The 13,509-nt window shown below is 41.9% G+C and carries 15 protein-coding genes; 7 read left to right on the top strand and 8 right to left on the bottom strand.

What is annotated here, in order from left to right:
- Positions 1-361 precede the first annotated feature (361 nt).
- The gene (locus AC6H44_RS15580; RefSeq protein WP_500736617.1) at positions 362-901 is read left to right on the top strand and encodes a gamma carbonic anhydrase family protein; all 540 of its coding nucleotides are present in this window, start codon (positions 362-364) and stop codon (positions 899-901) included.
- A gap of 19 nt (positions 902-920) precedes the next feature.
- On the opposite strand, the gene AC6H44_RS15575 is transcribed toward AC6H44_RS15580, so the two are convergent.
- A complete protein-coding gene (locus AC6H44_RS15575) occupies positions 921-1,175 on the bottom strand; it encodes a DUF1488 family protein (RefSeq protein WP_500736615.1) in 255 nt (84 codons plus the stop codon).
- Entirely contained in the window at positions 1,172-1,996 is an 825-nt protein-coding gene (aroE, locus tag AC6H44_RS15570) for a shikimate dehydrogenase (protein ID WP_500736613.1), read from the bottom strand. Before aroE ends, AC6H44_RS15575 begins: the two co-directional genes overlap by 4 nt.
- A 52-nt stretch (positions 1,997-2,048) precedes the next feature.
- Between aroE and AC6H44_RS15565 the strand changes: the two genes are divergently transcribed.
- Together AC6H44_RS15565 and AC6H44_RS15560 are read left to right on the top strand one after the other, a co-directional pair.
- Entirely contained in the window at positions 2,049-2,486 is a 438-nt protein-coding gene (locus AC6H44_RS15565; RefSeq protein ID WP_500736611.1) for a group II truncated hemoglobin, read from the top strand.
- A gap of 101 nt (positions 2,487-2,587) precedes the next feature.
- On the top strand, positions 2,588-4,192 hold the full coding sequence (locus AC6H44_RS15560) for a methyl-accepting chemotaxis protein (protein ID WP_500736610.1): 1,605 nt from the start codon (positions 2,588-2,590) through the stop codon (positions 4,190-4,192).
- A gap of 46 nt (positions 4,193-4,238) precedes the next feature.
- Here the strand turns inward: AC6H44_RS15560 and hemF are convergent, their stop codons facing one another.
- From hemF to AC6H44_RS15530, 6 genes are all read right to left on the bottom strand, one after another.
- A complete protein-coding gene (gene hemF, locus AC6H44_RS15555) occupies positions 4,239-5,156 on the bottom strand; it encodes an oxygen-dependent coproporphyrinogen oxidase (RefSeq protein WP_500736608.1) in 918 nt (305 codons plus the stop codon).
- A 1-nt stretch (position 5,157) separates the two neighbouring features.
- On the bottom strand, positions 5,158-5,721 hold the full coding sequence (tsaC, locus tag AC6H44_RS15550; RefSeq protein ID WP_500736607.1) for an L-threonylcarbamoyladenylate synthase type 1 TsaC: 564 nt from the start codon (positions 5,719-5,721) through the stop codon (positions 5,158-5,160).
- A gap of 23 nt (positions 5,722-5,744) precedes the next feature.
- Positions 5,745-6,320, bottom strand: coding sequence for a DNA topoisomerase family protein (locus AC6H44_RS15545; RefSeq protein WP_500736606.1), 576 nt, complete (start codon positions 6,318-6,320; stop codon positions 5,745-5,747).
- A 91-nt stretch (positions 6,321-6,411) separates the two neighbouring features.
- On the bottom strand, positions 6,412-6,885 hold the full coding sequence (locus AC6H44_RS15540; protein ID WP_500736604.1) for a DUF494 family protein: 474 nt from the start codon (positions 6,883-6,885) through the stop codon (positions 6,412-6,414).
- Between the two features lies 1 nt (position 6,886).
- Positions 6,887-7,978, bottom strand: coding sequence for a DNA-processing protein DprA (gene dprA / locus AC6H44_RS15535; RefSeq protein ID WP_500736602.1), 1,092 nt, complete (start codon positions 7,976-7,978; stop codon positions 6,887-6,889).
- Positions 7,979-8,006: 28 nt separating this feature from the next.
- A complete protein-coding gene (locus AC6H44_RS15530; RefSeq protein ID WP_500736600.1) occupies positions 8,007-9,128 on the bottom strand; it encodes a LysM peptidoglycan-binding domain-containing protein in 1,122 nt (373 codons plus the stop codon).
- A 119-nt stretch (positions 9,129-9,247) separates the two neighbouring features.
- On the opposite strand from AC6H44_RS15530, the gene def reads away from it, so the two are divergent.
- The 4 genes from def to trkA all read left to right on the top strand — a co-directional run bounded on the left by def (position 9,248) and on the right by trkA (position 13,476).
- Positions 9,248-9,754, top strand: a complete 507-nt coding sequence (gene def / locus AC6H44_RS15525) for a peptide deformylase (protein ID WP_500736599.1) — start codon at positions 9,248-9,250, stop codon at positions 9,752-9,754.
- Positions 9,755-9,782: 28 nt separating this feature from the next.
- Positions 9,783-10,736 (top strand): methionyl-tRNA formyltransferase, encoded by a 954-nt coding sequence (gene fmt / locus AC6H44_RS15520; protein WP_500736598.1) that lies wholly within the window; start codon positions 9,783-9,785, stop codon positions 10,734-10,736.
- The gene (gene rsmB, locus AC6H44_RS15515; protein ID WP_500736597.1) at positions 10,729-12,024 is read left to right on the top strand and encodes a 16S rRNA (cytosine(967)-C(5))-methyltransferase RsmB; all 1,296 of its coding nucleotides are present in this window, start codon (positions 10,729-10,731) and stop codon (positions 12,022-12,024) included. Before fmt ends, rsmB begins: the two co-directional genes overlap by 8 nt.
- A 75-nt stretch (positions 12,025-12,099) precedes the next feature.
- Positions 12,100-13,476 (top strand): Trk system potassium transporter TrkA, encoded by a 1,377-nt coding sequence (gene trkA, locus AC6H44_RS15510; RefSeq protein WP_500736595.1) that lies wholly within the window; start codon positions 12,100-12,102, stop codon positions 13,474-13,476.
- The last annotated feature ends 33 nt before the right edge of the window (positions 13,477-13,509 follow it).

Genomic DNA, 13,509 nt, shown 5'->3' with positions numbered 1-13,509 from the left:
GACGTTGTCGCTAGGGATGCGTATATTACATCCTTTATTTTTCGAGTCAACACTTAATTTTAAACTTTCTTGCGATGATTTAAACTTAAGTTTTACTTAACTCTCTGATTAGCTTGTGCCTTGCTATGCGTTGTCTGCTGCGCATGGCCTCTGCCGTCTCAGTGGGGTCGCATTATAGGGAGAACAGATTTTTACGCAAGTACTTTTTAAAGAAAAACTAAAAAAACACGCTGTTCGGTCAGTATCTGAGCTAAAACAGATAAAACAGCTAGTTTTATAATCAAATCAGGCTTTGCTGGTACTTAAATAAGCGCTACTGTTACACTGAACTATTCACATTGTTTAATTTAAAGGTGCATATATGGCAATACGTTCTTATAAAGGAATAACTCCTGCGTTTAATGATTCTGTTTATATAGACGAGTCGTCGGTATTAGTCGGTGATATCACCCTAGGTGATGATAGTAGTGTATGGCCACTAGTTGCTGCCCGTGGTGATGTTAACCATATTCGTATCGGTAAGCGTACTAATATACAAGATGGCAGTGTTTTACATTTATCAAGGGCGACTAAAAGCAATCCTGAGGGTTACCCGCTTATTATCGGTGATGATGTTACCGTAGGTCATAAGGTAATGCTGCATGGCTGCGTTTTAGGTAACCGTATACTCGTGGGCATGGGCGCCATTATTATGGATAACGTGATTGTAGAAGACGAGGTGATTATTGGTGGTGGTGCTTTAGTACCTCCTAATAAGCGTTTAGAGTCAGGCTATTTATATGTAGGTAGTCCAGCGAAACAAGCCCGCCCTTTAACAGAGCAAGAGCTGAGCTTTTTAAAAGTGTCTGCCGATAATTATGTGCAGCTTAAAGATGAATACTTAGCCGAAGACGCGAATTAACCACAGCTTTTTTGCTTAATTAAGTAAGTAAACTCACTTCTATTTGCCCTGCCGAGTTATAGCTTTCGTCTTCGATTAGCTGCTCGGCACGTTCTTCATAATCAAAACGGTATTGCTCAAAATAACGGGTTGCATGACTCTCATCGGCTAAATTTAAACTACTGACAGCAATTATACACTCAACAAGCATGCCATTAACTTGTGCGAAAAACACTAATTGATGTGTTGGCTCTCTAAATTCGAGTCGGTCTATAAACTGTATTGCTTGATTCACTTAAGTACTCCCTGCTTTAGTGCAGTAACAACGGGAACAATGTCCGGCATTTTATTTCGCCATACATAATAAGCTTGTGCGGCTTGGCCTACTAACATGCCACTGCCATCTAATAGCTTAGCCGCTTTATTGTGTTCGCTCACCCAATTCATAAATAGCGTATTTTGCGTTGCATAAAACATATCGTAAGCCATTTCACATGCGCTTAAATGCTTAGAGCTTAGTGCAGGTAATTCATTATTCATACTGCTCGAGGTTGAATTTATAACCAACTGATAATCAACTTGAGGAAGTTCGTCAAAACCATACCCCGAAACATTGCCGTGCCCGATAAAAAGTTTTGCCAATGTTTGGGCTTTATGTGCCGTACGATTAACTATAATGATTTCTTTAGGCTGTTGCTCGAGTAAAGGTAAAATAACACCACGAGCAGCGCCACCCGCACCAATGATGAGCAGGCGTTTACCTGTTATTGTTATTTTATTCGCTAGTAAATCATTCACAAAACCTATGCCATCGGTGTTATCACCGAGTAAGGTACCATCATCGCGCTTTTTAAGGGTGTTTACTGCGCCTGCAAGTTTAGCCACTGGGGTTAGTTCATCGGCTAAAGCAAATGCCTGCTCTTTAAAAGGAACAGTGACATTTGCACCTTTGCCCCCTTGCTCAAAAAAAGTAGCGACTGTTTTTTCAAACTCATCGATAGGTGCTAAGATTGCGCTATAGTCGATTTGCTCTCCCAATGACTTAGCAAACTGCTGATGTATGCTGGGAGATTTTGAATGTTTGATTGGATTTCCAAAAACCGCATATTTGTCCATTTTAAACAACCTCTTCGCAGTTTTAGTACTGCCTATTAACGATGATAAAATTATGATTAAAAGATTCTTTTCAAGATCAAAGCCGTCTAAAACTACACAAGCACCTACGCCAGATAAAACCCCGTATGAAATCATCGGCGGAGAAGCGCCCACTCGTGCAATTGCTAATAGATTCTACAACATAATGGCCAGTGATGAATACGCTAAACCATTATATGATATGCATCCTCAACCATTAGATAGAATTCGCCAAGTATTTTTTGAGTTTTTATCGGGTTGGCTTGGTGGCCCAGACTTATTTGTAGAAAAACACGGCCACCCGATGCTGCGCAAACGCCACCTGCCGTTTCCTATTGATCAAGATTTACGTGATCAGTGGATGTATTGCATGAATAAAGCCTTAGACATAGAAATTGATAACCCCGTGTTACGCGAAGGGTTACGCCAGTCACTAGCCCAGCTTGCCAGCCATATGATTAACCAGCATTGATCTATCTCGTTTTTTAACTAGGGTTATTTGCGCTAAGTCAAAACCTGCTTTTCTAAAATAGAGATAATACCCTATCAAATAGTTAGAAAAGCGTGGCGCGTGTGAAATCAATCCAACATAAAATTTATGCTTTGTTAGCGTTAACCGGCATTATTGTACTCATAGCCAGTATTTTTAGTAGTGCGAGCCAACAGCGCACACTTGCACAAGATACGGTGGCAGAAAATATCAAGCTACTTGCCGACAATTACTTCGACTCAATAAACACCATGATGCTAACCGGTACAATGGCTAACCGTGAGCTCTTGAGTCAAAAGCTGCGTAAACATCCTAATATTGAAGACGCCCATATTATTCGCTCTGACATAGTCAATAAGCTGTATGGACCAGGCAATAAAAACCAAACAGCGAGTAATAATAGCGAACGCGACGCGCTGCAAGGTAAAGAAAGCTTATTTATAGAGCAAAGCAATAATAATCGCAGCATGACCTACTTACGCCCTATGTTTGCTAGCACAGACTACAAAGGTACAAACTGCTTAGGCTGCCATCAAGCGCAAGAAGGCGATGTACTGGGCGTGGTAAAAATTAGCTATTCCTTAGCTGATATTGATAGTGAGGTAACTTACAACACATTAATAACCACCAGCCTACTTTCTACTATTTTTATTATTGCCTTTGTGCTGCTTGGAATAGTGTTTAGAAAAATATTTATAGTGCGGCTTAAAAAGCTTGGCCATGCAATGCACTTAGCTACTACCAATAAAGATTTAACCTTACGCATTGAAGATAATGCCGAAGATGAACTGGGCTGGCTTGCCACTAGTTTTAACCAAATGATTGCCACATTTAAAGATAATATTACTCAGGTGTCTCACTCTTCAAAAGTATTAATCCACTCAGCAGAGAAAATTTATACCTCGGCCGATACCACTGAGCGCGCTATTTTAGAGCAAAAGAAAAGCACCGACTCGGTAGCCGCAGCAATTAATGAACTAGAAGGCTCATCAAACGAAGTAAGAAACACCACTCAGTTTGCCCAAGAAAAGTCTGAAAATAGTAACGAACTAGCACAGCAAAGTATGCAGGTCGCAGAGCAAACAGAGCTCAGTATAAATCAGTTAGCAGAAGATGTACGCCAAGCAGCACGCCAAGTTAGCCAACTACAAGAGCAAACCCTAGAAGTGGGTAAAGTGCTCGAGGTGATCAGCAGTATTGCAGAGCAAACAAACCTGTTAGCACTTAATGCCGCTATTGAAGCCGCTCGTGCAGGAGAAGCTGGCCGAGGCTTTGCCGTTGTTGCTGATGAAGTGCGTACCTTAGCCACGCGTACTCATGCATCAACCGATGAAATTCGCCGCACAATTGATAAGCTGCAATCAGAAGCAGCGCAAACCGTTAAAACCATGGGGGAATCCTGTGCAGAGGCAGACGAAAGAGCGCAACAAGTACAACAAGTTGCACAGGCTTTAAAAGATATTTCTGGGCAAATGAACGAAATAAATGAGCTCAATATTCAAATAGCCGATGCAACGCAGCAACAAAACCTAGCCGCCGAAGAAATAAATAGGAGCGTAATTGGTATCAGCGATAATGCAGAGCAATCGTTAGTGGATGCGGATGATAATCAAAAAGTCAGTGAAGAGTTACTCACTCTAGCTCGCTCACTAGATGAGCAGGTACGCAGTTTTAAACTTAAACAATAATCTTAAAAGCCAGTCAATTAATAGTTTATTGACTGGCGAACAATTTCTAGGCCAGAGCTAACCAATCACGTGGCTTTAAGAAATCGTTATATAGTAATGCCTCTGCGCTGTCTGCGGCTGGTGTATAGTTGTATTCCCAGCGTGCCAAAGGGGGCATCGACATTAAAATAGATTCTGTGCGACCACCGCTTTGTAAACCAAACAATGTGCCACGGTCCCAGACTAAATTAAACTCAACATAACGACCACGGCGGTATAATTGGAAGTCGCGTTGCTGCTCGGTATATTCATCATTTTTACGACGCTCAATAATAGGAACGTAAGCATCTAAAAAGCCATTACCCACCGATTGCATAAATGCAAAACTTTGTTCAAAGCCTAACTCATTTAAGTCATCAAAAAACAAGCCGCCCACACCACGCGTTTCATCACGATGTTTTAAATAAAAGTATTCATCACACCATTTTTTATATTTTGGATATACATCATCGCCAAATGGCTGACACACATCGTGCGCAACTTGGTGCCAGTGCACAACATCTTCGAGTACTGGGTAAAATGGGGTTAAATCAAAACCACCGCCAAACCACCAAATAGGCTCTTCACCTTCTTTTTCAGCAATAAAAAATCGTACATTGGCATGGCTTGTTGGTACATGCGGGTTTTTAGGATGAATTACCAACGACACACCACATGCATGAAAACTTCGCCCAGCAAGCTCTGGCCTGTGCGCAGTAGCAGAGCCTGGCATTGAGGCACCAAATACATGCGAATAATTAACCCCGCCTTGCTCAATCACATTACCATTGGTTATAACGCGAGTACGACCACCGCCGCCCTCTTCTCGCTGCCAGCTGTCTTCAACAAACTGTGCTTTTCCATCAGCCGCTTCTAAACCTTGGCAAATGGTATCTTGCAAAGCCATAAAGTAGGCTTTTACTTGTTTTAATAATTCGCTTTGCATATTAACCTCTGAATACATTGCCGGTCATGGCATCTTTAATGGTACTAGGTTGCGTATTACCGCCTAATGGTTGATCAACATAAAAACTAACCTGCTGTGCAAACTGCTGCTGCGCTTCAACAATACTTGTTAGCGTTGCTTGACCGGTTAAGTTAGCACTTGTTGATACTATTGGTTTACCAAACTGTTGGCATAAATGCTTTACCGTTGGGTGATTTGTTACCCTAACCGCAATAGTATCAAACTGTCCTGTTAACCACTTTGGCGTAGACTTCGCAGCAGGCATTACCCAAGTGAGTGCACCTGGCCAACTTGAAAAAATATAGGCGCGTTTGTCCATGGGCAGCTTAGCGTCATCGACATATTTTAATAATTGACCGTAATTGTCAGCAATTAAAATAAGCCCCTTTTCAACTGGGCGTTGTTTAATACTCAATAAACGTTCCACCGTCTGCTGATTGTCAGGATCGCAACCAAGGCCATAAACAGCTTCGGTCGGGTATAAAATAACATCACCATTTTCTAAGCTTGTTATTGCCGCTGATAAAGAAGAAAAATCAGACAAAATTGTCTCCAGAAATATTTACGTTATTCTGTGGCTGCAAATTTATGCATACAGCTTTTTTGTGGGCATTGTAACACAACCCCACTTGCAGTTTTTTTCTCAGTAACAATAGGCCAGTCACATTCTGGGCAAGCCTTGGCTACTGGCTTGTGGTTTAACGTGTATTTACAGCTTGGGTAACCGTCGCAGGAATAAAATACTTTGCCAAATTTATTACTGCGTGAAACTAAATGCCCCTTTTTACACTTAGGGCAACCAACCACAGGCTCTTCACTTGGCTTATCGGTATTTTCACTAGCAATATAATGGCACTCAGGATACCCAGTACAGCCAATAAACATACCGTAGCGGCCGTTTTTCACCACCAGCGGTTTGCTACATTCAGGACACTCGCTATCCTCAAGTACTTTAATCTCATTACTATCATGATGGGCAAGCGGGCGAATATAATCGCATTTAGGGTAGCTAGCGCAGCCTAAAAAGGGACCCGACTTACTATTACGAATAACGAGTTCTGAACCACATTGCGGGCATATCTCATATTCTTTTTCTAAGGCATGTTTATTCGCCGAGAAAAGTGAATGATCGATTTTACTCATGTAAATCCTAGTGGTTGGTGAATTTTCGCCTAATATACCCAAAACCTCTAAAGATACAAGGTATGGTAGAAGGTTTGTTTGTCCTTAAAACTTAATGCAACACCTCGCCGGGTATATCAAAAATCAGATCCTCCATTTGCGCATATGCCTGCTGAGAATCAGGAGCATTAAATAACACCATAAGAATTAACCATTTTAAATCTTCTAGTGTGATTACTGAGTTATCAAGCGCGGCCAGACGATCCATCACCATCTCACGAGTGGTACTATTAATTACTCCAGTTTGTTCAACAAACATTAAAAAACCACGGCATTCGGTATCGAGCACTTGGCACTCACTGTCGGTAAAAATACGCACTACGTGCTGTGGACTTGCTAATAAATAAGGCGACTCATCAGTGTATTGCAGTGCGGCAAGCTGATCTAACCAATCAATGGCTTTATTAATTTCGGGTTTGTTAAACCCGGCGCGCAGTAACTCATCAGTAAGTTTGTTTTGCTCAACAAATACATCGCTTTCACTGTGAACATAATTTTCGAATAGATACATGAGAATATCAAACATATTATCCTCCAGTGCTTAATTTAATGTAGCCGTCTAATACCCGTTCTATTTGATCGTCTAATTCTAAATCAAGCAATCGCGCTTGTACTTTATCAATTGGCCACTGCACTCGACGCATAATGTCGTCAACACTGGTCACCTCAAAACCAATACTGTTAAGCACCTCGCATTCTGAGGGTGTTGTATTGGTTAACTCTTTATAGTTTAGACCAGAAGGGTATGAAAAGTTCATCTCATCGAGAATATCAGTGACGTTTTCCACCAGCTTAGCACCCTGCTTAATTAAAAAGTGACTGGCTTGTGCCAAGGGGTTTTTAATAGAACCGGGCACTGCAAAAACCTCTTTATTTTGCTCAAGCGCATAACGTACCGTAATGAGTGAGCCACTTTTAATCTCGGCCTCAACAATTAAAACGCCTAAAGCAAGCCCTGAAATAATACGATTACGCCTTGGGAAATTATGCGCATTGGCGGCGGTGCCTGGTAAAAATTCACTCACTAACAAGCCTTTTGCTAATACTTGCTCTGTGAGTAACTTGTGGCGTTTAGGGTAATAAACATCAACCCCAGTACCCAGTACGGCAATCGTTTTACCATTTCCTGCCAGTGCCCCTTTATGAGCGGCTCCATCAATCCCTCGAGCCATCCCAGAAGTAACCGTTATACCCGCAAGCGTTAGCTGATGCGCAAACTCAGCGGCTATTTCAAGCCCCGTGGTGGTTGCATTTCGACTACCAACAATTGCAATTTGTGGTGAAGACAGCAAGCTGATATCTCCTTTGCAAAAAAGTAATAATGGCGCACTGGCTATTTGTTTTAGATGTTCTGGGTAAGCGGAGTCAAAAATACTGATAACAATAATATTGTATTGGCTAATCAGCTGCTCATAATGCGCAACTTGCTGCCAATTAGTGTTAAGTAAATTACTAGCTTGGTTAGCCGTTAAACCTAAGGTAACCAATTGAGTGTGAGGTAAAGAAAACAGCGACTCTAAGCTGAGTTGCTTAGCAAGGGCTAGTAACGTTTTAACTCCTAACCCTTTGCACAAGTAAAAGGCAAGCCAATGGCTTAGCTTACCATTTGATTGATCCATGTTCCCTCCTAGAACACCGACTCGCTACTTAATGAATTACTGCCATATCTCCAATGCGAATTGGGTGCTGGTTTTTAGTGATAAGTGCATAACTAACTTTGTCATACACTTTAAAAATAATTATTTCACCAACTTTTTCTGCTGGCATTTTCCAAGCAACGCTATTTTCATCATTTTCGGTGCCAAACAACTCACTAGTAGCCGATACCAGTTTTTCTAAACGGCTCGAATCTTCGGTATAACGCGGACCTCTGGCACCATCAATCACTTTAGGTGATTGGCGTTCAATATCCAGTACATGACCCACTTCAACTTGCTGCTCTGAGCCTAAGTTTAGCACCACCACATCCATCGTGCTAAATTCTCTCACTTCACGAGGTGAGGCTATTACATGGCCCTGTATTGGCTGAGTTGGACGATGCATATTAAAATACACTGGCAACATCTGCCCTTCCATTGCAGGTAATAAAAAATCTCCTTGTTTAATTTCACGTTTTACTGATTCAACTCTTACTGAGGCAGGCTCGCCATTGGCCATACCACCCGCCCTAAACGCACGTGCCATGCCCATATAAGACGCACGAATAGCTAACTCTTCACCCGTATTAGGGTCGGTATAAGGCGCGCCTTTATGATAAATAGCGTATGCCTGATGGCGCTTTAAGTTACCTTTTACATATAAAATATGGTCAATAGTTTGGGTTTTAGTGTTTTCGTTTGCACCCAAGATGTAAGGCTTTTCTTTTATGGTATCGCTATTAATAGCTTGCTCAAATGATAAATACGGTTTGATCACCTCAAGCGGTAATGTAGTAATAGCGTCTTTCCCTTTTGGTGTAATTCGCCCCGTAGGTGATAGCTTTCGATACGCTTTATTAATGACTAAACGGGGATTACCGTCTGTATCGTAAATTAATGCTAACGCATCACCTGGGTAAATAAGATGAGGATTGTCTATTTGCGGGTTCATTTGCCACAGCTCAGGCCATAGCCACGGCTCGTTTAAATATATTGCTGAAATACCCCAAAGCGTGTCGCCTTTTTTTACAACATATTGTTCAGGCGCATTTTTTTTTATAGTTAATACATCTGCTAGCACAGGAAAAGTAGCACCTAATGCAAGGATTATTGCAATTAATGGAGATTTCATTGAGCTTCCTCATAGTGTTTTTTTATTATTATCAACCAAAACCTGTTAAAGGGGAACGTGAATGGCTAAAATAAGGACATACAATACCCTAAATTAAAGCATAAGTGTAAAAGGTAACTATGGCTAGGCTAGAAGTTTTAAGATTCCCAGATGAACGTTTACGTACGATCGCAAAAGAAGTCACTGTAGTAGACGATAAAATACGTGAAATTGTCAAAGATATGTTAGAAACCATGTACGATGAAAATGGTATTGGACTTGCTGCAACCCAAGTTAACATTCATCAGCGTATTGTGGTGATCGATGTATCAGAAGAGCGCGACCAACCACTGGTACTTATCAACCCGCAAATTATCAAAAAAGATGGCTCAACCGTGAGCGAAGAAGGCTGTTTATCTGTTCCTAATTCGTATGCAAACGTTGACCGTGCTGAGACCGTAACCGTTGCTGCACTCAACGAAGAAGGTACAGAGTTTGTTTTTGATGCTGACGAATTACTCGCTATTTGCATTCAGCATGAGCTTGATCATCTTCAAGGTAAATTGTTTATTGATTATTTATCTCCATTAAAGCGCCAACGCATTCGTAAAAAGCTTGAAAAAGAAGCGAAGTTAGCTGCGCAATAAGCACCTTAGTAAATAATTAGGAAACTCAGTGACACAACCATTACGCATTATATTTGCCGGTACGCCGGACTTTGCTGCACGCCATCTGCAAGCACTCATAAATAGTGAACACCACATAGTGGGGGTTTACAGCCAACCAGATCGTCCAGCGGGTCGCGGAAAAAAACTAAAAGCAAGTGAAGTAAAAGCGCTCGCACTAAAACATGATTTACCCGTTTTTCAACCGCAATCACTCAAAACAGATGAGGCACTTGAGGAATTAAACAGCCTCAATGCCGATATCATGATTGTGGTTGCCTACGGTTTAATTTTACCTAAAGCCATTTTAGCTGCCCCACGTTTAGGGTGTTTAAATGTGCATGGGTCTATTTTACCGCGCTGGCGTGGTGCCGCGCCGATTCAACGCGCTATTTGGGCAGGCGATCAGCAAACCGGTGTAACCATAATGCAAATGGATGAAGGGCTAGATACTGGCGATATGCTGCATATTAGCCGCTGCCCTATTGATAATACTGAAACCAGTGCAAGTTTATACACTAAGCTTGCAGAACTGGGACCTGATGCACTAATAAATACTATAAATCGTTTAGCCAACGGTGATATAACACCTATGCCACAAAATGATGCCGATGCCAATTACGCTAAAAAGCTCTCTAAAGACGAAGCTAATATTGATTGGTCAATGGATGCCGAGCAAATTGAGCGTAATATTCGTGCCTTTAACCCATGGCCAGTATGCTTTACCCAAATGCGTGGTAATACGGTAAAAATATACCAAGCAAATGTGGTTGAACAATCAGGCGCAGCGGGCACTGTATTAGCAAGTGATAAAAACGGTATCGTTGTGGCCTGTGGTAAACACGCTTTATCTATTAGTGAATTACAACCACAAGGCAAAAAGCCAATGGCAATTAATGATTTTTTAAACGGCCGTAGCGATTGGGTCACACCCGCCACCGTATTAGGCGAACATAATGAGTAATGTAAGCAATGTCAGAGCGCTCGCCGCTGAAACTTTATATAACGTGGTTGATAAAGGCGCATCGCTTAATCAAGAACTCCCTTTTGCAAGCCAAGGCTTATCACCTAAAGATAAAGCTTTACTGCAGCAAATTTGCTACGGGGTATTACGTTACTTACCTAGCCTAGAAAATTATTGCCAGCATTTAGTAGAGCAACCACTTAAAGGTAAGCGCCGCATTTTTCAGTTTTTGTTGTATGTTGGCATTTACCAACTACAACACATGCGTGTACCGCCGCATGCAGCAATTAGCGAAACTGTAAACGCGTTACAACAATTACGCGCTCTTGGTTTAAAAGGGCTTATTAACGCCATTTTACGAAGCTTTCAACGTCAACAAGTTGAACTTGAAGAAAAAGCCAAACATATTCCGGTGTGCCTATATAACCACCCAAACTGGTTTATAAAGCAAGTAAAACAAGCCTACCCAGATAACTGGGAAGACATTTTAGAAGCAAATCAGCAGCAAGCGCCAATGTGGCTGCGAGTGAATCAATCACAGTTTAGTACGCAACAATACAGCGAAATGCTAACCGCTAACGATATTGAACATACGCTTAATCCAGACTTTATTGATGGCATTAAACTAAGTAAACCCCGCGATGTATTTTCACTTCCTGAATTTGATACCGGTGCCTGCTCAGTGCAAGATGCGGCAGCGCAGCTTGCTGCACGCTACCTAGACCCACAAAATGGTGATGTCATACTCGACGCCTGTGCAGCGCCTGGTGGTAAAACCTGTCATATTTTAGAGCTTGCCGATACTGATGTGCTTGCCCTAGATAGCGATGCCACACGGCTAGAGCGTGTTAAACAAAACTTAGAACGCATTGGTTTGGCCGCCGACTTACAATGTGGTGATGCATCGCAACCTCACACTTGGTGGGATGAAGAACAGTTTGATCGTATTTTGTTAGATGTTCCCTGCTCTGCAACCGGCGTAATTCGTCGTCACCCAGATATTAAATGGTTACGTCGCGCTTCCGATATTAACGACTTATCGACCCTCCAAGGCGATATACTTGATAGTATTTGGCCATTATTAAAACCAGGCGGTACATTAGTGTATGCAACGTGTTCGGTACTTCCACAAGAAAACCAACAACAAGTTGCTAAATTTTTAGCTAATAACGACGATGTAGAACACATTCCTCTACACAGCGAAGACACTAAAACCACACCAGGCTTGCAGTTATTACCGGGTGAGAGTGACGGTTTTTACTACGCTAAATTAGTTAAAAAAGCCTAGGCAATACATTTAGCTACTTCAGTTTAGAGGTAGCTAATATTTTGATGTAATTAGTATTAATAATACGGGTTCATAATGAAAATAATCATACTCGGTGCTGGGCAAGTTGGCGGCACACTCGCAGAAAACCTAGTGGGTGAACAAAACGAAATAACCGTAGTTGATACCGACGGTAACCGCTTGCGCGAACTGCAAGATAAATACGATTTACAAGGTGTTGCAGGCCATGGCGCTCACCCTGATGTGTTAAGCCGGGCCGGGGCTGAAGACGCAGATATGATTATTGCCGTAACCAGCTCTGATGAAGTCAACATGGTGGCATGTCAGGTTGCCTACAGTATTTTTAATACGCCCACCAAAATTGCCCGTATTCGCTCTGAACAGTATTTAAAATACCGCGAAAAATTATTCCATAATAATGATTTACCTGTTGACCATTACATTGCTCCAGAAGCACTCGTTACTAAGTATATTCGCCGCTTAATAGATTACCCTGGTGCATTGCAGGTGCTGCAATTTGCTGACGGCATGCTCTCTCTGGTGGCTGTAAAAGCGTATTATGGTGGTTTGCTGGTTGGCTATGCCCTATCCACTCTAAAACAACATATCCCCAATGTGGAGACCCGTGTAGCCGCTATTTACCGCCAAGGTAAGGCGATAAAACCGTTAGGCACCACAGTAATAGAAGCCGACGATGAAGTATTTTTTATTGCCGCGACCAAGCATATTCGTGCAGTAATGAACGAGCTACAAAAGCTGGAACGCTCATACAAAAAAATTATGATCGCTGGTGGCGGTAATATTGGTGCAGGCCTTGCCCGATCACTGGAAAAAAACCACAGTGTTAAATTATTAGAGCGCAGTAAAGAGCGAGCAGAGCAACTTTCTGAAATGCTCGATAACACCGTTATATTTTGTGGCGACGCCTCCGATCAGGAACTCCTTTCAGAGGAACACATTGAACAGGTTGATGTGTTTATTGCTGTTACCAACGATGATGAAGTGAATATTATGTCGGCCATGCTAGCAAAACGCATGGGGGCACAAAAAACCATGGTGCTTATTCAACGAGGCGCCTATGTTGACTTAGTTCAAGGTGGCGAAATTGATATTGCAATTTCACCCCAGCAAGCAACTATTTCTGCGTTACTAACTCACGTACGCCGTGGCGATATTGTAAACGTGTATTCGTTGCGTAAAGGGGCGGCAGAAGCCATAGAAGCAGTTGCCCATGGTGATGAAAACACATCTAAAGTAGTGGGTCGCGCTATTGCTGATATTAAATTACCAGCAGGTACGACCATTGGCGCCATCGTACGTAATGACGATGTGCTCATTGCCCACGACGATACAATTATTTTATCAGGGGATCACGTGATTATGTTCTTAATTGATAAAAAACACATTAACGTGGTTGAAAAGTTATTCCAAGTAAGCGCAATCTTCTTATAAGCAAGCCCTCTCCTTTTTATACACAGTAATTTT

The sequence above is a fragment of the Pseudoalteromonas sp. TAP-3C genome (genome assembly GCF_059888565.1).
Note: the sequence above shows the minus strand (reverse complement) of the source record. Positions and strands in the feature narration are given on the sequence as shown.